This window comes from Vescimonas sp. (assembly GCF_057856985.1).
In genome coordinates this window covers 24470-42720 of sequence record NZ_DBLZXX010000011.1, presented here as the reverse complement: position 1 = coordinate 42720, position 18251 = coordinate 24470, and the positions used below count along the sequence as shown (strand labels likewise).

Sequence of the window (18251 nt, the reverse complement as noted above, 5' to 3'; positions counted from 1 at the left end):
ATGATGACAAATGCCGCCTCCTTCAGCTAAACTGAAAGAAGCGGCAAGCACCCAAAATAGAAGTGCGTAAACAAGCTATGATAGCTGTCACAACAAGCACTCCTGTCACAACGCGTGGAGAATCCGCCCACCGCTAATGGCCCTAATCATACAAGTCTCCCGCCTCGCGCCACGGAGCTGCTGCTCCTCGTTTGCTACCTACCTTCTCAAGGGGCATCCCTCAATGGCGGACTTTCGTCCAACAGCTACTGCTGTTTTGGTGCATTCTTGCGCCCACGGTGCCGTTCGCGTGGGATTATTATTCCCGTTCCTTTTATGCAATTACCTGACCGCGCACAGAACGCAGTTCGGATAACCGCTGTAAGACATCCCAGGGCCTATGAAGTTTTTATGTGTATCAGCAGGGTATATTAAGGCATAATACAGAAATGTAATGGCCTTCCTGCCGCACTTCCGCAAAGTAAACTAACTTTGCGGAGCATCTTGTGATATAAATGTACTACACTTATTGGCAGAAGTCAACAGGAAAGTGCAATAATCGATTGATTAATGGAAGTTCTCCAACATTCGAATATTGTAGACAAATTTGAGATTGATAGGCAAAGGAGGATGACTATGCAGCATTGCAAAAGAGAGTATTGTAATGCAGGAACACGGCAGTGGTCGCAAAGAGGCATCTACATCCGCAAGGCATCTAAGGCCAAAAACTCAGAACAGATAATTATTAGGAGCAATGATTCACGCTACAGGGGTTATCCTAAAACTGAGAAGAATGCCATTCAGCAAAGAGGTGTGGTCACTATCCAAGAGGCCGTAACAGGCTTCTTGGCCGAAAAGGAAAACACTATAAAGCTCTCATCTTACCTGCGCTATGAGCAGATGCTGCGAAAGCATATTCTCCCATCGTTGGGCCGTGTATGTGTAGATCAGTTATCAACAAAAGCATTCACATCTTTTTTGCAGCAAAAACAGATAGATAGCGAGCTGTCACAGAAGACGTTGAAAGATATAGGCACATTATTGAAGGGCGTTTTAAAGTATGCAGAGACTACATTCAATTGCAGCAGTCCTGCACATGGCGCAAAACTCCCGAAGTATCGGCAAAATATGCCGGAAATCTTTTCAGATGCAGAGATAAACTCCATTGCCAATAGAGTACTCGATGTACCGAGTATTCTAGGAATAGCTATTTTGCTGACATTGAACAGTGGTTTGCGTTTAGGAGAGTTGTGTGCACTACGGTGGTCTGACATTGACTTTTCGTCGGGAGTAATTTCTGTCCAGCGCACAGTACAGAGATTGACCGTAGATGGAGTAGGCAAACTGGTGATCCAGCCCCCTAAAAGTTTATCATCCCTACGACGGATACCCATTCCTGCAGATATGTTAGCGTTGCTGAAACAAGTGCGTCTTTCTAATTCAATAGATAGTTTTTTAATGACAGGCACGGACGCACCTATGGCCCCTCGTACCTGTCAATACCAGTACAAGCTGTTTTTGAAGGAATGCGGAGTTCACTATCGAAATTTTCACATTCTGCGCCACACCTATGCAACTCGCTGTGTTGAACGGGGAATAGATGTGAAAAGTGTGAGCGAAATGCTCGGACACTCAGATATTAAGACGACTTTGAATCTGTACCATCACCCATCATTAGCCCATAAGTCACAGGCCGTACAAAACATCTGCTTTTTACCTGTACAAGAAACGTTTATACCAACACAACTGATGGGTAGTGCGCTCATGCAACGTTTATGAGCTGCGAGTTCCGCAAAGTTAGTTTACTTTGCGGAATTTTTGTATTCATCTTTCTTAAAACGCATTAAACCTCCTATTGCTCTAGTAAAACGGCCAGCAAGCTTTTACCAGCATATTGCAATAGGAGGTTTTACTCGTGTTAAAGATTTTTTCGTTCCCTTGTTAGAGCTGTGGTTTTATTTCTTTGCCTAAAGATGTCAAAAATGCCCCGCCGCAGGAAATCCCTGCGACGGGGCATTTCGCATCAGCCGCCCTTGTGCCACAATTTGTACTTATGAAGATGTGGCCTGCGCCCTCTCTTTTTTATTTGCCGCGTTTGTTGACCTTCTCCTTGTTGAACATGCAGAAGGCCGTCATGATGAGGATGCGCAGGTCAAAGGCCGGCGTCCAGTTTTCGATATAGTACAGGTCGTACTCGATGCGCTTTTTGATGGATGTGTCGCCCCGCAGGCCGTTGACCTGCGCCCAGCCGGTGATGCCGGGCCGCACCTGGTGCTTTACCATATAGCGGGGGATCTCCTCCTTGAACTGCTCCACGAAGAAGGGCAGCTCCGGCCGGGGGCCGATGAGGCTCATGTCGCCCTTGAGGACGTTGAAGAACTGGGGCAGCTCATCCACAGAGCACTTGCGGATCAGGGAGCCGAACCAGGTCTTGCGGTCGTCCACGTTTTTGCTCCAGCCGGTGTTTTCGCTGCTGTTCACCCGCATGGAGCGGAATTTATACATGTAAAAGTTCTTTTTGTCCTTGCCCACACGCTCCTGCCTGAAAATGATGGGGCCGGGGGAGGACAGCTTCACGCCGATGGCGGCGATCAGCATCAGCGGCGAGGTCAGAATGATGAGTACCAGAGAGCAGATGATATCCGCCGCCCGCTTGAGGAAGGCGTTGCCCAGATTGTCCAGCGGAATACGGCGCAGGTTGATGAGCGGCAGGCCGTTGACGCTGTCGAACTGGGGGTTTGCGGGCATGTAGCGCACGTAGGACGGCACCACGGACAGCTTGGTACCGTCCTTTTCGCAGGCGTTGATGATGCGGCCCATCCAGCGGCCTTCCTCGGTGGGCAGGGCCACCACCACCTCGTCCGGCTTCTCGCTGGCGAAGATGGCGTCCAGCTCCTCGTAGCTGCCGCAATAGGGCAGGGCATCCCAGCAGCCGCGCTCGGCCACGTAGCCGATGACCCGAAAGCCCAGGTTCTTATCCATGGCGACGCGGGTCAGGTACGCCTCCGCGCCCTCGCCGTGACCCACCAGCAGCACCCGCTTCTGGTTGTAGCCCATGGCGCGGCAGCGCCGCAGCAGCAGGCGCATGGCGGCGCGTTTGCCGGTGAGCAGCAGGGTACTGACGGCGTAGAAGAACACCACCGTCCAACGGGAGGTCTCGCCGAGGCGCAGCACGTAGATGGCAGCCATGACGATCAGCGACACCAGCAGCTCCAGCGCCGCTACGCGGCTGGCCTCCATGTGGAAGCGCACGGTACGAAACGACTCGTACAGCCCTGCCACGGCGAACACCGCCAGCGTCAGGGCCGCGGCCACCACGCCCAGCCAGATATAGTAGTTCAGAGGCATGCCCTTCACGCCGCGGAACAGGCTGAAGCGCAGCCAATAGGACACCAGCATGGCCAGAAATACGGCCAGTCCATCGGTAAAAACGTGCAGCTGGTTGAGCAGACGTTGATTTTCCCGCATCATCGCGTTTTTCCCTCCATGACAGACAGATAGCGGTCCATCACCTGCGGCAGCACCGCGTCCAGCGCGTAGCGCTGCATCTTCTCCCGTCCGGCCTGTCCCAGCTCCGCCCGCAGGGTGGCGTCGGACACCAGACGCTCCACGGCGGCGGCAAAGGCTTTGGCGGCGCCGTAGGGGTACAGCAGGCCGTTTTCCGGCCCGATCAGGTCGGTGTGGCCCTTGACGGCGCTGGCCACCGCGGGCAGGCCGCAGGCCATGGCCTCCATGATGTTGAAGGGCAGTCCCTCCGACCGGCTGGAGGATATGGCGATATCCGCCGCCGCCAGCCACCGGGGCATGTCGTGGACTTGCCCGGGAAATACCGTGCGGTCCGCGACGCCCAGCGAAGCCGCCTGAGCGCGGCAGTCATCCAGCAGGGCGCCGCTGCCGGGCAGCAGGAGCTTCACGTTTTCCGGCAGGCCGGGCAGGGCCTCCAGCAGGGTGTGCTGGCTCTTGCGGCCGGAGAATTCCGCCGCGTACAGCAGGGCCACATCGCCCTCCGACAGGCCCAGCCTGTCCCGCATGGTGCGCCGTGCGTCCGGCGCGGTGCGGAAGCGGGTGAGGTCTACACCCATGCCGGGGATCTCCTCCACACGGGGCGCGGCACGGTGGGCCATGGCCCAGCGGGTATCCCAGGCGTTCATGGTCAGGAGCAGGTCCGTCTGGGGCGCGGTCATGGTCTCCGCCCTGGTCAGGAGGCCCCGCTTCAGCCCCGAGGTCTCGTCATCGAAGAGGTAGCCGTGGACCACGTTGATGAGCTTCGGGCGGTGCTTCAGGCCCCGAAGGGCCCAGCGGGTGAAGAACGCCGCCAGTGACGTATGGGTGATGATGAGGTCGTACTGCTGCCGGATCACCATGGCCCGCAGCTGGGACGCCGCCTGAAAATTGGCGGGTGAGGACATCTTCTTCTCCAGCGGCAGCGACACCGCCCCGTCGGCAAAGGGGATGTCGCGGACGGGGCCGCCGCAGGCCACCTCCACCTGCCAGCCCAGCTCGCGGAAGCGGCGCAGGTAGGGCAGGTGGAAGTTGAGAATATGGGAAAATGTGGAGGCTGTGTACAGCACGGACGGCATAGGCGTCCTCCTTTCACCGGAGCGGGGCGGCTCAGCCAAGCATCTCGCTGAGGTAGGCCGCCACGTCGTCCTTCAGGGTGATGGCGCCCAGGTTCTGGGCGTTCCACTCCGTCAGCTTGTCCCGCAGCTGGGATGCGCCCGCCAGGAAGGCGGCGCTGTTGTCGTTATACTGCATCACCAGCCGGAAGCTGGCGTCCCAGGTGTCAGGGTCGGAGGGAGTGTAGTCCACGTATTTGTCCAGCATGGCGAAGCCCTGCTCCGTGCGGCCCAGACGGAAATCCGCCTCCGCCAGATACTTGGGCACGGAGTTGGAGTTCAGCTTCTCCAGATCCGCCATATAGCGCTCCAGCGTCTCCTGCATACCGGCAGGCAGATCGCTCTCCGCCGAGGCGCTGTATACGTAGGACAGCTTGTGATCCGCCCACTCGTAGGGGTCCAGATCCGCGGCCTCCTGGGCCGCATCGTAGCTGCCCTGCTGGACGAGGCTGGCGGCCCAGAGGTTCATGCACAGCAGCACCGCGAACACGGCCAGGCCCAGGCCCTCCACCCGCGCCATCCAGCGGCGGGCGCTCTCCTTAGCGAAGGTCAGGGGCAGCAGATCGCCGCAGCACAGGTTGACAACGGCCAGCGCGCCATAGCCGAAGGGCAGGAAGTAGCCGCTGGAGAAGATCACCTCCACGGCGGCGTGGATCATCAGGAACAGCAGCAGGGCGCCCAGCGCGGCGGACATGGCGTAAGCCTGCTGCTCCCGCTCCTTCCGCCACAGGCGGAAAACGGCGATGGCGCTGGCCGCCAGCGTGCCCACCCACAGGAGCAGGCCAATGATGCCGGTGTCCACCATGCTCTGGACATAGTGGTTGTGGACGTACTTGGTCTCGTAGTGATAGCTCTGGACGTTGTAGATGCCGTTTTCAAAGGCGCCCATGCCCAGCCCCACAACGGGGCTGCGGGAGAACAGCTTCATGGCATCCTGGATATACACGGTGCGCTGCACCACGTTGCCCTCGGAACGCAGGGTCTGGATACGGCCCGCGATGGCCTCCGGCAGCAGCGTGTAGTTCAGCCTCAGCTGGCCGGACGCCGCGCCGTCGTAGCGGATGGCATCGATATGCACCGAGGCGTCGGCAGTGACGATGAAGGTGACGGAGCGGTTATCCGCCGGTGCGTTGAAGGACGCGCCGTCCGCCGCGCCGGAATAGGCCGTCTGCTTGCGGTTCATGACGGCGTCCTCCCAGGTTTGGGTCTGGACCTGTACGTTCACGGGGCCGTCGGCCTCCACGTGCAGGGTGTAGGCGCCCTCGCTCAGGTACGCGCCGCGGGTGATGCTGTCGCCGGCGGCCATGTCGATGGGGCCGGTCCAGTTCACCGCCAGTACCACGGCGGCGGCCACCAGAGCCAGCGCCGCCAGCAGCACGATGTTCACGGTCTTCATCCGCCGGGCCATGCGCTGGGCCAGCGGACGGCCCGCGAAGATGTCCAGTGCGCACAGGGCCGCCGCTGCGGCCACAACGGCCAGCAGGGGCAGGATCTGTACCTTCTCCCCCGCCGCAGCGTAGGCAGGCAGCACGGCCAGCGAGGCCGCAGCCGCCAGCACCAGCGTCTCCACCATCAGGATGAAGGACACGGCGCGGCGCTGGCCCCGCTCCATCAGCAGGTACAGCAGGAACGCCGCCGCGATGGCCGCCATGGCGCCGCGGCTCACCGCCAGCAGGAACGCCGTGCTGTTCAGCAGCAGGCAGGAAAGGTGCAGGCAGCGCTCCTTCCGGTCCTCCGCACCGTCGGCCAGGCCCAGCGACAGCAGGATGGCCGCGCCGGCGGCGCCGGCGAACACGTTGGGGTTTTCAAAAATGGTCTTGAGACGCTGCTCCTGCAGCAGGGTGTTCAGCTGCATGGACGCGCCGAACTGGGCGGTAAAGGACACCATCAGCTTGTAGAGAAGCTGGGTGGACACGGTGTCGATGCTGACCAGGGACACCAGCGCTCCCGCCGTTTCCAGCACCGTGGCGGCGCAGCGCCCCGTGCGGCCCGGCCGCTCCGGCTCCAGCGCCGTCAGCAGCAGAGCCAGACACGCCGCCCCCGCCACCTTCAGAAATTCGTACAGGGCGAACTTCCCGGAGGGGGCGTACAGCGTGGAGATGCCGTCCATGCAGATATAGAGTCCCAACAGCAGCGCGGGCCAGCTCATGCGGCGGCCCAGCTGCGCCGTTTTCACCACGACGCACACCACCGCCGCAGCCAGCAGCAGCAGGGTGATGCCCTTGTTGGCCCCGTGCTTCATCAGACAGGTGATGAGAAAGTAAAAAACAGCCAGCACCGGCACCAGCCACGGACGCCGCAGCTCCTGATGCAGTGAGGCCGCAGATATCTGGTCTTTACGACCTGTTTTCTTCGCCATAACGTTCTCCTTGTCTAAGAGATAGTCTTTGTTCAGTATATCTTTTTCGCCGTTCTCTGTCAATGCGCAGGGGAAATATTCCGCCGCTGCGGCGCATAGTCTTACGTCATAGGAGGTGAGGCGGATGCGCGGTGTGCGCCATCTTCTGGCTTTGGGCACCGCCGCCGTGTGCGGGGTGCTGCTGTATTGCCTGCGCCTGCGGTTCCCCAACCCGCTGACGGAGGCGCTGGGCCCCGCCAACGCCAGTCCCTGGGAGACGGGGAAGCTGGTGTTCTGGGCCATGCTGCCTGCGGCGGCGGTGCTGCGGCGGCTGGAGGGCAGCGGCGGCGCGGGGCTGTGCGCCGCCATCCTGCTGGGTGCGGGGCTGGGGCTGGCCCTTGCCGCCGCAGGGGCGGCTCCTGCCGCGGCGGCGCTGCTGGCGGCGGCCATGGCGCTGGGCGTCCACGCGCTGGCGCTGGGACGGCTGGGCGGCGACGCCCTGCCGTGGTACGGCGCGGTGATCCTGCTGGCGGTGGCGTATCTCCTGTTCAGCATCCTGCCGCCCACGGGACGGCTGTTCGCGGAGCAGGCCGGTGTGCCCGCCGCCTCTATCCCCTTTTGACGGCAATGCGGGCAAAAAAGGTCCCCTGCACTTTCGTGCAGGGGACCTTTTTGTGGGGATGCGGTATCAGGGCATAGTGGCGCGGAGACCGTCGGTGTTGTAGGTACGGCTGAGGGTCTTGCCGTCGGCGGCCACGCCGCGGACGGTATAGGCGTAGGTGGTGCCGGACTTGCCGCTGGTGTCCTTATAGGTGGTGCCGCTGACGGAGGACGCCAGCAGCGTCCAGCCGGACGCGCCGTCCACCTTGCGGTAGACGTTGTAGGTCTTGGCGTCGGCCGTGCTCTCCCACGTCAGCTGGATGCCGCCGGTAACGCGCCTGGCGCTGGTCAGCTTCACGTAGTCCGGCGTGGTGGAGGCCGCCGTCACCTTGGCGGTGACGCCGGTGGAGGACATGGGCCCCAGCGTCTTGCCGTCGGCGGCCACGCCACGCACCTTATAGCCGTATTTCACGCCCTTCTGCACCGTGGTGTCCTTGTAGCTGGTGCCCTTGACGGAGGAGGCCACCTGCGTCCAGCTGCTGCCGGCGTCCGCCGTGCGGTAGACGTTGTAGGTCACGGCGTTGGCCGCCGTGTCCCAACTCACGGTGATGCCGGCGGAGTCAGCCTTGGCCGAGCGCATCGCAGGGGCAGCGGGGGTGGGCACGGTGCCGTAGGTGATGGTCACCACGGAGCTGTATGCCGAGGCGGTGCCGTTCGCCTTCAGGGCGCGGACCTTGTAGTAATAGGTGGTGCCGTTGGCGAGGTAGGAGGTATTGGTATAGCCGGTGGCGGACTGGGTGGACATCAGGCTGTATGTGCCGTCCTTGCTGCGGGCGCGGTACACCTCATATTTGGCGGCGTCCGTAACCTTGTCCCACTTCAGGGCGGGGCGGCCCTGACTGTCCTTGCTGCCGGTGACCAGCGGCGCGCCGAAGGGAGCCTTGTAGGTCACGGAGACGGGGGTGCTGTCCGGGCCTGCCGTGCCGTCAGAGCCCAGGGCACGGACCTTGTAGTAGTAGGTATTGCCGTTTTCGATGTAACTGGTGTTGGTGTAGCTGGTGCCGGTGACGGTAGAATACTTGATGTAGTCGCCGTCCTTGCTGCGGGCGCGGTACACCTCGTACTTAGCTGCGCCGGTGACGGCGTTCCATTTCAGGGTCGGACGGCCCTGACTGTCGGTACTGCCGGTGACGGTGGGGGCTGTCAGCTTCAGGCGGCAGGTAACGGATACCACCGCGCTGTACGGGCCGGCGTTACCATTGGCGTCCAGCGCGCGGACCTTGTAGTAGTACGTGGCGCCGCTGGTGAGGTAGGAGCTGTTGGTATAGGCGGTGCCGGTGGTAGTGCTGTATTTGCTATAGGTGCCGTCCTTGCTGCGGGCGCGGTACACCTCGTACTTGGCCGCGCCGGTGACGGCCTTCCATGTCAGGGTAGGACGGCCCTGCGCATCGTTGCCGCCGGTGACAGTGGGGGCGGACAGAGTCTGCTTATAGGTCACGGACACGATGCTGCTCCACGCGCCTGCCGTGCCATCGGATTTCAGAGCGCGAACCTTGTAGTAATAGGTGTTGCCGTCCTCGATGTAGCTGGTATTGGTGTAGGACGTGCCGGTGACGGTGGAATACTTGATGTAGTCGCCGTCCTTGCTGCGGGCACGGTACACCTCGTACTTGGCCGCGCCGGAGACGGCGTTCCATTTCAGGGTAGGACGGCCCTGACTGTCCTTGCCGCCGGTGACGGAGGGAGCGGACAGTGTGCCTGTCGAGGCGGCGCGGTAGGTCACGGACACGATGCTGCTCCACGCGCCCGCTGTGCCGTCGGAGCCCAGGGCGCGCACCTTGTAATAGTAAGTGTTGCCGTCCTCGATGTAAGATGTGTTGGTATAGGACGTGCCGGTGACGGTGGAATACTTGATGTAGTCGCCGTCCTTGCTGCGGGCGCGGTACACCTCGTACTTGGCCGCGCCGGTGACGACCTTCCATGTCAGCGTGGGACGGCCCTGCGCGTCGTTGCCGCCGGTGACGGTGGGGGCGGACAGAGTCTGCTTATAGGTCACGCTGACCACGCTGCTCCACGCGCCCGCCGTGCCGTTGGCATCCAAAGCGCGGACCTTGTAGTAGTAGGTGCTGCCGCTTTCGATGTAGCTGGTGTTGGTGTAGCTGGTGCCGGTGACGGTAGAATACTTGATGTAATCACCATCCTTGCTGCGGGCGCGGTACACCTCGTACTTGGCTGCGCCGGTAACGACCTTCCATGTCAGCGTAGGACGGCCCTGCGCATCGTTGCCGCCGGTGACGGCGGGGGCGGGCAGGGTCTGCTTGTAGGTCACGGACACGATGCTGCTCCACGCGCCCGCCGTGCCGTTGGCATCCAGGGCGCGCACCTTGTAGTAGTAGGTATTGCCGTTTTCAATGTAGCCGGTGTTGGTGTAGCTGGTGCCGGTGGTAGTGCTGTATTTGGTGTAGGTGCCGTCCTTGCTGCGGGCGCGGTACACCTCGTACTTGGCCGCGCCGGACACGGCGTTCCATTTCAGGGTGGGACGGCCCTGACTGTCCTTGCCGCCGGTGACGGCGGGGGCGGGCAGTTGGGTGCTGCTCGCCTTGTAATCCGCGGCGGAGGTCCTGGATTCGTACTGGGTCCAGTAGGGGGTGTTCAGCTTGTCCGTCTCCGCCTGGTGGTCCCTGCTGAAGCTGGTGAGACCCTTCAGGAAGTACTCATAGTTCTCGGGCTTGAGGCCCGCGTCCCAGGTGGCGTCCAGACAGTAGTACTTTTCGTCCTCCATGCGGACGATGTTCCAGGCGTGATCCTCCGTCTGGGTGCCGTTGTAGGCCTTGCCGGTGATGATACGGCAGTCGATGCCCGCGTCATTGGCCAGACGGTAGAACAGGTTGGCATAGCCCTGGCACACAGCCTTCTTCTGGACGGCCGCGGCGTAGGCGGTGTATTGCGGCCAGTAGGTGGGGTCGTTCATGTGGCTGTAATCGTATTTGACGTTGGCGGTGATCCAGTTGTAGATGGCCTGCACCTTCTGGTAGGTGGTCTTGCCGCCCAGGGACAGCTGGGGCAGGATGGTGTTCTGGATGTAATTGGTCAGCGCCTTCTCCTGCGCGTTGGTGGTGAACCAGATGGTGTCGAAGTACCTCGTGTCAGGGACATACGTGAAGGTATACCGATAGCCCGAATCGAGGGACTCGCCTTCGACGCTGCCGGACATGCCCGTATGCTGCCAGCGCAGATAGTCGCCGGTGGTACCGCTGCCCTCCACGTGGTCCAGGGCAAGGTTCCACAGGTTTAAGGCAATCGTTTCCACATCATCGCTGGCGCTGCGCAGAGTGACCACCAGCTCCTCGCTGCGGGACACCATCTGCTTGCGCAGATCGGCGGCTGCCGCCGCTTCGCTGGTGTAGACGGTGCCTGCTTTCTTCGGCTGGGTGATCTGCGCCGTCTGGACGGACAGGGTGCTCTGCCGCCGCGGAATGCCGATCTTGCCGGCATAGGCGGGGTTGACATACGACCCGATATAGGTAGTCTGCGCCGGCGCGGTGTCCGCCGCCAGCGCCTGGGCCGGCAGCAGCGTCAGCGACAGGACCAGCGCCAGCAGCAGCGCGGTCACGCTCTTTGTCACACGTTTCATGTGTCTCCTCCTTTGCTCGTTCGCCTGTTTTACGGAATCTCCCTCCATAGGAATCTATACTGAAAGTGTACCATGCGCGGGCGGAAAAGTACACCGCATTTTCGACATTTCTTCCGTATTGGGATGAAAAAAACGGACGCGGGACAGACCTCCCGCGTCCGCTATGCTCACAGATGCTTCTCCGGCTCCTGCATGTCCCGGGCGATGGCCTTGGCGTAACGCTCCTCCTCGCTGAACACGCAGCCGCAGTATTTCTGCATGTAAAAGCCCAGCTCACGGGCCTGCCGCTGGCCCTCCCGAAAGCCCGGCCGGAAATCCCGATAGAGGAAGGCCACGCCGTACTCCGCCGCCAGCTGCTCCGCCGTCTGCCGCAGCAGCTCGTGGTCCTGATAGGGGCTGACGAACAGGGTGCTGGTGAAGCTCTCGAACCCGTGATCCGCGGCGTACCGCGCCGTCTGCTCCAGCCGCAGGCGGTAGCACTTGCCGCAGCGGTGATCCAGATCCTCCGCCATCAGGCGGCAGAACTCCCGCAGGCCGTAATTCTCCTGCACGATGAGCTCCATGCCGATGGCGGGAGCGTAGGCCATCAGCGTGTCGCGGCGGGCCTTGTACTCCTGATAGGGGTGGATGTTGGGGTTGAACCAGTAGGACACCGGCTCGATGCCCTCCGACCGCAGCTGCCGGATGCAGGATACGGAGCAGGGGGCGCAGCAGGTGTGCATCAGTGTTTTCATGACTTCTTCTCCTTGCCGCCGCGGTGCAGCAGCTCCCGCAGACGCTGTCCCACGCTCTCCCGATGCTGCACCGCCGAGAGATAACGGGTGCGCACCTGCTGGAAGGGCAGCTGCTCCAGCGCGTCAAAGAACTTGCTCCGTTCCTCCGTCAGCGTGGGCGGCTGGCGCAGGGCCGCGTCGCAGGCCGCCGCCTCCTCCAGCGTCCGCGCCTGCCGGTGCAGGGGCAGGACATCGAATATCTGGGCGCCCTTGGCGGTGTTGATCAGCAGCAGGGACACACCCTTCCGCTTCTCCTCCACCGGCAGGTCGCCGCCGGCGAAATTGGCCAGCGTCAGGTCGCCGGTGCGATCCGTACCGGCGTAGGGACAGTGGTAGCAGGCAGGCCGCAGTAACAGGCCGCGGGTCAGGCCGCGGCCCAGCTCCGACTTGGGAGCCGGTGCATCGTAGCGACCGCCGCCCTCGAACAGGACGCGGAAGCGCCGCTCCTGATCGCCGCTGAGCTTGCCGCAGAACTCCACCGCCACGGGGCGGTGCTGCTTGACGTAGGCCATGGAGCTCACCAGTCTGGCCCACACCCCGGGGCTGCACACGCCGCTGCACGCCACATCGCAGGTCACAAGACGCTCCGGATGCTCCCCCAGATAGCGGTACAGGCCGTCCACCTGACATGGTGTGCCGGAAAACAGCACCTGGCGGCCCTGATCCAGATAGAGCCGCACCTGCTGGTACGTCTCGCCGATGTCGCTCTGCACCGGCTTGGCGCCCCGCAGGCGAGGCAGCTCGTGGGCGTTTTTCACCGCCGTGTGGGCCACACGGAGCCGGTCGTCCAGCGCCGCGCCGAACACCACGCCGCCGCCCTCCAGCACGTACTCCGCCAGAGCGGAGAACACGCCGCCGGCGGTGGACGCCTGCCGCGCCGCGGCATCGCGGTTCCACACGGCGAACACCGCCGGTTCCGTGCGGGGCTCCCGCTGCTTCAGCACAGGGCAGATGTGGGTGCAGTGGCCGCACAGCACGCAGCCGTCCTCCACCTGGGGGTACAGGAACCCCTCCCTGTCCGGCACCATGCGGATGGCCCCCTTGGGACATCCGTTGCTGCACGCGCCGCACCCTGTGCAGCGATCCCGCGCCGCCAGCTGGGGCTTATTCACAGTCTCTGTCACGGCGATACGCCTCCCGATCTGTTTCTATTGGGAGTATTGTATCACGACGCGGCGAAAAGCACAACCCCGCCGCGCCACTGTCCGTTTTTCGGGACACTTCCTCCTGTATGATGGCCACACTGGAACAAGGAAACGATATATTCCGATCGCAGGAGGTACACGCCATGCACAAGTTTTTCGATTATCTGGAGCCGGATCTCCCCGTCAACGTTATCCGCGACCTGCTGGGTTACATCCGCCGGTTCGCCGCCCTGTTCAGCGGCGGCGTCCCCGTAGAGGGCGCTATGGACGGCGTGGGCTTCTGCGCCACGGAGCAGGACTCCGGCGCCGTCCGCGTCCACTGGGTGCAGGTGGGCCGCCAGCGCATCCCGCTGGACGCCACCGTGTAAAAATACAGGAAGTCCCGCATCTTGCGATGCGGGACTTTTTTATTGGTAGCGGGCCAGCACGGCAGCGCAGTAGTTCCGAAACTCCTGCCGCACCGTGTCCGGCCCCGTGATCTCCGCCTGGGTCCCCAGCTGGAACAGCCAGCCAAAAAACGTGGGTCCTACCTCCACCTCCGCCGTGACGGCCACGCCGCTCTGTCCGTCGGGCCGCAGGTGGGCATCGGCGCCGAACCGGTCCATCACCACATTGATGAGCCCGCCGTCGAAGCGGAGGTGTACCGTCTCGGTGCGGCCATTGTACATGTCGAAAATGCGGCGAACGTAGCGGCCCAGATCGAAGCCCTCCGGCAGGGGGTCCCGGGGCGTATCCGTCACCGTCAGGTTCTCCATCCGGTCTACCCGATAGTGGCGGTAGTCGCAGATGGCGGGGTCATAGGCCACCAGATAGTAGTGGCGGTCCACGCACAGGGCCACGGGGTCCGCCTCGTACAGCGCGCCGCCGCGGCGATAGGCCTTGCCGCCCGCCGCCGTCCAGTCGAAATAGCGGAACGTCACCTTTTTCCCGTCGTTGATGGCGGTATTCAGGCCGTCCACGGCGTAGTACAGCTTTTCATTATGGGTGCGGACGCGGTCCATGACGTACACCTGCCGCCGCAGCTGGCGGGCGTTGGGGCGGCTGGTGAGCTTTTCCAGCTTGCCGATGAGCTCCAGACTCTTGCCCCGGGTCAGGAACGGCGACGCCTGCACCACGTCGATGAGCAGCTTCAGCTCCGGCAGCTGGAAATCCCGCTCACCCAGGAAATACCCGAAGCTGCGGCCCTTGACGGACTGCACGTCCATACCGTACAGCCGCAGCAGTTCCAGATCGTCGTACAGGCTCTTGCGCTCGGCGCTGATGCCGCAGGATGCCAGATAGGCGATGATCTCCTGCATGGTCCCGGGATGCTGCTCATCGGTCTGCTCCCATAGGTACTGCGCCAGATACAGCAGCTTCAGCTTTTTGTTGGCCATGTCTGCCCCTCCCGTCCTTTTTTGTCACAATTATACCAGAAAATCTCCCGTATGGGAACCATCTTTTTCCGGTTCCCGCTTTACACCGCCGGCGGGATGGGCTATAATGAAGTGTCATTCCGCGAAAGGAGGCGGTGCCTTGAAGGTGAACCAGATACGGGCAGGCGCCGCGCTGTCCTATGTGTCGATGGCGCTGAGCACCATCATCTCGCTGGTGTATACCCCCATCATGCTGGACCGGCTGGGGGACAGTGAGTTCGGCGTCTATCAGGCCGTCCTGCCCATCATCTCCTATCTGAATCTGCTGAGCTTCGGACTGGGCAGCGCCTATGTCCGTTACTATTCCCGCTTCCGCGCCGCCGGCGACAAAAAGGGCTGCGCCAAGCTGAACGGCATGTTCCTCACCACCTATCTGGTGCTGGGCGCGGCGGTGCTGGCCATCGGCTTCGGGCTTTCCTACTGCGATGTCATCTTCGGCAAGAAGCTGACGGCGGAGGAGATCGCGCTGGCGGAGAAGCTGCTGCGCATCATGACGGTGAACGCCGCGCTGACGTTCCCCATCAGCGTGTTCGAGTCCCACGTCACCATCAACGAGCACTATCTGTTCCAGAAGATCGTGGCCATGGGCAAGCAGGTGCTGAACCCCCTCATCATGATCCCCCTGCTCATCATCGGCTACCGCTCCGTGGCGCTGACGGTGGTATCCCTCATCTTCACCGTGCTCAGCGGCATCCTGAACATCGGCTACTGCCTGACGCGGCTCAAAATGCCGTTTTCCTTCCGGCGGTACGACTTCGGCCTGCTGCGGGAGATGTTCGGCTTCACGCTGTACGTCTTTCTGGGCATCGTGGTGGACAATTTCAACTGGTCCATCGACCGGCTGCTGCTGACGTGGATACACGGCACCACCGCCGTCACCGTCTACACCATCGCCGCGCAGCTCAATACATTCTACCTGGCCTTCGGCAACGCCATCTCCAACGTCATGACGCCCCGTGTCCACCGGCTGGTGGCGGAGGGGCAGCCCATGCGGACACTGGATGCCCTGTTCACCCGCGTAGGGCGGCTGCAGTTCATCCTGCTGGGCGGCATCCTGCTGGGCTTCGTGGCCATCGGGCAGTCCTTTGTGGTGCTGTGGGGCGGCGATGAAAAGTTCGCCATCGACTACTGGACCACGCTGCTGCTGTTCTTCTCCTGCCTGTGGACCAACGTGCAGACTGTGGGCATCGAGATCCAGCGGGCCAAGAACATGCACAGGTTCCGCTCGCTGGTATATCTGGGGGTGGCGCTGGGCAACGCCGCCATCTCCGTCCCCCTGTGTATGAAATGGCAGGGGCTGGGCGCCGCCATCGGCACCGCCATTGCCACGCTGGCGGGCAACGTCATTCTGATGAACTGGTACTACTACCGCCGCATCGGGCTGAACATTCCCGCCTTCTGGCGGCACATCTTCCATCTGATACCGGCCATGCTGCTGCCCGCCGTGACGGCGGTACTGCTGGCCGTGAAGGTCCATCCCACCACCTATTGGCAGCTGATCCCGCCGGGGCTCATCTTCGTGGCGGTCTACGCCGTGTGCATGTGGCTGTTCGGCCTGAACCGGTACGAGCGCAGCCTCATCACCGCGCCGCTGCGCCGCCTCAGCCGCCGCTGACCATTGGAAAGGAGCGTTTTCCATGCCCAACATCAAGTACATCGCCCGCGTCCTCACCGGCGTGCGGTGGAAGAAAATGAACTACATCCTGGGCGTCGTCAAGGACAAGTGCGGACAGAGCAAGGTCCGCACGTTCTTCGACATTCTCTGGTGCGCCGCCCGCTACGGTGCGGGGTACTATGACTACGCCATGTACGGGTTCTACGACCTCACCGGCAAACAGCGGGACACCTATCTCACCCGCGTGCGCAACCGGAAGATCTCCGACCTGATGAACGATCCCGCCTTTCACGACGATTTCGACGACAAGCTGAGGTTCAACGAGACGTTCCGCCGCTTCCTGCGCCGCGAGACGCTGAACGGCGAGACCGCCACGCCCCGGCAGATGGCAGAGTTCGCGGCGGGGCAAGAGTACATCTTCGCCAAGATCAACCACGGCGACTGCGGCCGCGGTGTGGAGCGCCTGCGGGTGGCGGATTTTGCGTCCCCCGACGCCATGCTGGCCTATATCCGCGAGCACAAGCTGGTGGTGCTGGAGCACCAGCTCATCCAGCACCCCGACATGGCCCGCCTCCACCCCAACAGCGTCAACACCATGCGCATCGTCACCGACAATGTGAACGGGAACGTCACCATCGCCTACATCATCGTGAAGATGGGCACCGGCGGCAGCGTCTGCGACAACTCCGGTCAGGGCGGCATCCTCGCCCGCGTGGATGTGGACACGGGGCGCATCAGCACCCCCGCCACCGACGACTATTTCCACGTCTACGACACCCATCCCGACACCGGTATCCCGCTGGTGGGCTACCAGCTGCCCATGGTGCCGGAGGCCATCGCCATGGCCAAGGAGGCCGCTCAGGTGTTCCCCCAGGTGGGCCACGTGGGCTGGGATATGGCGGTGACGCCGGACGGCCCCGCCATCATTGAGGGCAACAACTTCCCCGGCACAGACCTGTGCCAGCTGGCGCCGCTGTGGCCGGAAAAGATCGGCCTGTGGCCCTACTACAAGCATATTCTGCATCTGAAATAAGGAGGTATTGCCATGCGTCTGAAAGATCTCGAACGTGACGAAGCCTTTGCCTGGGAGGTACTGAAAAAAGCGCCCTACGCCACGCTGGCCATGACCGGTGCGGACGGCGCGCCCTACTGCGTGCCTATCAACCATGTGGCCGACGAGACATACAGGGTCCTGTATTTCCACTGCGCCGGTGCGGGTGAGAAGTGGGAGGTCCTGAAAACGAACCCCCAGGTCTGCCTCACCGCCGTGTCCCGCATGTCCATCGTCCCCAACAAATTTGATACAGCCTACGACTCCGCCGTGGTGCGGGGGCAGGCGCAGGTGGTCACCGACGACGGCGAGCGCACCAAGGCCCTGCTCCTGCTGGTAGAATCGCTGGATCCTAAGGGTATGGGCGGCCTTGCCGCCTACATGGAACGGTGCTTTGCCGCCACGCGGGTCGTGAAGATCGTCCCCAGTCAGATCACCGGCAAGCAGTCCCACCCCTCGCCCAAGCCCACCTTCGGCTGCGGCGAGCATTGAGTACACATGTAAAAAGAGCGCTGTTCCCGCGGGAACAGCGCTCTTTTTACATGTGTTATACCTGGGACACGTCCGTTGTCTCCGCCGCGGCGGTTGGCTCTGCCGGCTCCGGCATGGGCTCCTGCGGCGCGGGAGCCGCTGCGTCGGGCACGGGTGCAGGCGGCTCTGAAACAGGAGCCGCGTCCTGCTGACGCGCCGCGTCACGGGCGGCTGCTTCCGCAGCGGCAGCCTCCGCCGCCAGACGCTGGTTCTCCGCGCGGATGGCGGCCTTTTCCTCCCGGCGGGCATCGGCGGCGGCGAAGAACGCCCGCACCAGCGACGCCAGCGTCAGAAGCGCCACGATACCGAAGCCGATCCAGCCCGACAGGCGGATCTGGTAGAAATCGCGGATGGTAAAGTACTCGTGGTACATACCCAGATAATACAGCACCACGCCGCCCACAGCGCACACGATGCCCAGCAGCAGCTTCAGCACCGCCTTGAACCGGTGCTTCCGGCGCGCCGCGAAATAGTGGATGATCAGCACCAGTGCCGCCAGAAACAGCGCCGGCGACTGGCAGCACAGCACATAGCCAAGGGTCTTGTCCAGCATG

The 18251-nt window shown here is 62.3% G+C and carries 14 protein-coding genes; 6 read left to right on the top strand and 8 right to left on the bottom strand.

What is annotated here, in order from left to right; translation table 11 throughout:
• The first annotated feature begins 615 nt into the window (after nucleotides 1–615).
• Nucleotides 616–1758 carry a tyrosine-type recombinase/integrase gene (locus tag ACZM22_RS07980; protein ID WP_022136260.1) on the top strand — a complete coding sequence of 381 codons (1143 nt, stop codon included), beginning with the start codon at nucleotides 616–618 and terminating at the stop codon, nucleotides 1756–1758.
• A 303-nt stretch (nucleotides 1759–2061) separates the two neighbouring features.
• On the opposite strand, the gene ACZM22_RS07975 is transcribed toward ACZM22_RS07980, so the two are convergent.
• From ACZM22_RS07975 to ACZM22_RS07965, 3 genes are read right to left on the bottom strand one after another with little or no spacing between them, the layout of a single operon-like run.
• Entirely contained in the window at nucleotides 2062–3447 is a 1386-nt protein-coding gene (locus tag ACZM22_RS07975; protein ID WP_484424222.1) for an undecaprenyl-phosphate glucose phosphotransferase, read from the bottom strand.
• Entirely contained in the window at nucleotides 3447–4559 is a 1113-nt protein-coding gene (locus ACZM22_RS07970) for a glycosyltransferase (protein WP_489543686.1), read from the bottom strand. The genes ACZM22_RS07975 and ACZM22_RS07970 overlap by 1 nt, the downstream gene beginning before the upstream one ends.
• A 31-nt stretch (nucleotides 4560–4590) precedes the next feature.
• The gene (locus tag ACZM22_RS07965) at nucleotides 4591–6954 is read right to left on the bottom strand and encodes an O-antigen ligase family protein (protein ID WP_489543685.1); all 2364 of its coding nucleotides are present in this window, start codon (nucleotides 6952–6954) and stop codon (nucleotides 4591–4593) included.
• Between the two features lie 124 nt (nucleotides 6955–7078).
• Between ACZM22_RS07965 and ACZM22_RS07960 the strand changes: the two genes are divergently transcribed.
• Nucleotides 7079–7555, top strand: a complete 477-nt coding sequence (locus tag ACZM22_RS07960) for a hypothetical protein (RefSeq protein ID WP_484424225.1) — start codon at nucleotides 7079–7081, stop codon at nucleotides 7553–7555.
• 66 nt (nucleotides 7556–7621) lie between these two features.
• On the opposite strand, the gene ACZM22_RS07955 is transcribed toward ACZM22_RS07960, so the two are convergent.
• From ACZM22_RS07955 to ACZM22_RS07945, 3 genes are all read right to left on the bottom strand, one after another.
• Nucleotides 7622–11167: a transglutaminase domain-containing protein gene (locus ACZM22_RS07955; protein ID WP_489543684.1), complete on the bottom strand. Its 3546-nt coding sequence runs from the start codon at nucleotides 11165–11167 to the stop codon at nucleotides 7622–7624.
• A gap of 167 nt (nucleotides 11168–11334) precedes the next feature.
• Nucleotides 11335–11901, bottom strand: a complete 567-nt coding sequence (locus tag ACZM22_RS07950) for an epoxyqueuosine reductase QueH (RefSeq protein WP_489543683.1) — start codon at nucleotides 11899–11901, stop codon at nucleotides 11335–11337.
• A complete protein-coding gene (locus ACZM22_RS07945; protein ID WP_489543682.1) occupies nucleotides 11898–13064 on the bottom strand; it encodes a Coenzyme F420 hydrogenase/dehydrogenase, beta subunit C-terminal domain in 1167 nt (388 codons plus the stop codon). Before ACZM22_RS07945 ends, ACZM22_RS07950 begins: the two co-directional genes overlap by 4 nt.
• A gap of 164 nt (nucleotides 13065–13228) precedes the next feature.
• Between ACZM22_RS07945 and ACZM22_RS07940 the strand changes: the two genes are divergently transcribed.
• The gene (locus ACZM22_RS07940) at nucleotides 13229–13453 is read left to right on the top strand and encodes a hypothetical protein (protein ID WP_484424486.1); all 225 of its coding nucleotides are present in this window, start codon (nucleotides 13229–13231) and stop codon (nucleotides 13451–13453) included.
• Between the two features lie 39 nt (nucleotides 13454–13492).
• On the opposite strand, the gene ACZM22_RS07935 is transcribed toward ACZM22_RS07940, so the two are convergent.
• Nucleotides 13493–14461 (bottom strand): helix-turn-helix transcriptional regulator, encoded by a 969-nt coding sequence (locus tag ACZM22_RS07935; RefSeq protein WP_489543681.1) that lies wholly within the window; start codon nucleotides 14459–14461, stop codon nucleotides 13493–13495.
• A gap of 145 nt (nucleotides 14462–14606) precedes the next feature.
• Between ACZM22_RS07935 and ACZM22_RS07930 the strand changes: the two genes are divergently transcribed.
• From ACZM22_RS07930 to ACZM22_RS07920, 3 genes are read left to right on the top strand one after another with little or no spacing between them, the layout of a single operon-like run.
• Nucleotides 14607–16115 carry an oligosaccharide flippase family protein gene (locus ACZM22_RS07930; RefSeq protein WP_489543694.1) on the top strand — a complete coding sequence of 503 codons (1509 nt, stop codon included), beginning with the start codon at nucleotides 14607–14609 and terminating at the stop codon, nucleotides 16113–16115.
• Between the two features lie 22 nt (nucleotides 16116–16137).
• Complete coding sequence (locus ACZM22_RS07925) at nucleotides 16138–17148, top strand: sugar-transfer associated ATP-grasp domain-containing protein (RefSeq protein WP_489543680.1); 1011 nt, start codon at nucleotides 16138–16140, stop codon at nucleotides 17146–17148.
• A gap of 12 nt (nucleotides 17149–17160) precedes the next feature.
• Nucleotides 17161–17658, top strand: coding sequence for a pyridoxamine 5'-phosphate oxidase family protein (locus ACZM22_RS07920; RefSeq protein WP_489543679.1), 498 nt, complete (start codon nucleotides 17161–17163; stop codon nucleotides 17656–17658).
• Between the two features lie 55 nt (nucleotides 17659–17713).
• Here the strand turns inward: ACZM22_RS07920 and ACZM22_RS07915 are convergent, their stop codons facing one another.
• Nucleotides 17714–18250: a DUF308 domain-containing protein gene (locus tag ACZM22_RS07915; RefSeq protein WP_489543678.1), complete on the bottom strand. Its 537-nt coding sequence runs from the start codon at nucleotides 18248–18250 to the stop codon at nucleotides 17714–17716.
• Nucleotide 18251: the final 1 nt, after the last annotated feature.

Coding starts and splice junctions, on each gene's coding strand:
- ACZM22_RS07975 (WP_484424222.1), bottom strand. CDS start 3,447: ATGCGGGAAAATCAACGTCTGCTCAACCAGCTGCACGTTTTTACCGAT.
- ACZM22_RS07925 (WP_489543680.1), top strand. CDS start 16,138: ATGCCCAACATCAAGTACATCGCCCGCGTCCTCACCGGCGTGCGGTGG.
- ACZM22_RS07940 (WP_484424486.1), top strand. CDS start 13,229: ATGCACAAGTTTTTCGATTATCTGGAGCCGGATCTCCCCGTCAACGTT.
- ACZM22_RS07965 (WP_489543685.1), bottom strand. CDS start 6,954: ATGGCGAAGAAAACAGGTCGTAAAGACCAGATATCTGCGGCCTCACTG.
- ACZM22_RS07980 (WP_022136260.1), top strand. CDS start 616: ATGCAGCATTGCAAAAGAGAGTATTGTAATGCAGGAACACGGCAGTGG.
- ACZM22_RS07920 (WP_489543679.1), top strand. CDS start 17,161: ATGCGTCTGAAAGATCTCGAACGTGACGAAGCCTTTGCCTGGGAGGTA.
- ACZM22_RS07970 (WP_489543686.1), bottom strand. CDS start 4,559: ATGCCGTCCGTGCTGTACACAGCCTCCACATTTTCCCATATTCTCAAC.
- ACZM22_RS07950 (WP_489543683.1), bottom strand. CDS start 11,901: ATGAAAACACTGATGCACACCTGCTGCGCCCCCTGCTCCGTATCCTGC.
- ACZM22_RS07935 (WP_489543681.1), bottom strand. CDS start 14,461: ATGGCCAACAAAAAGCTGAAGCTGCTGTATCTGGCGCAGTACCTATGG.
- ACZM22_RS07960 (WP_484424225.1), top strand. CDS start 7,079: ATGCGCGGTGTGCGCCATCTTCTGGCTTTGGGCACCGCCGCCGTGTGC.
- ACZM22_RS07915 (WP_489543678.1), bottom strand. CDS start 18,250: ATGCTGGACAAGACCCTTGGCTATGTGCTGTGCTGCCAGTCGCCGGCG.
- ACZM22_RS07955 (WP_489543684.1), bottom strand. CDS start 11,167: ATGAAACGTGTGACAAAGAGCGTGACCGCGCTGCTGCTGGCGCTGGTC.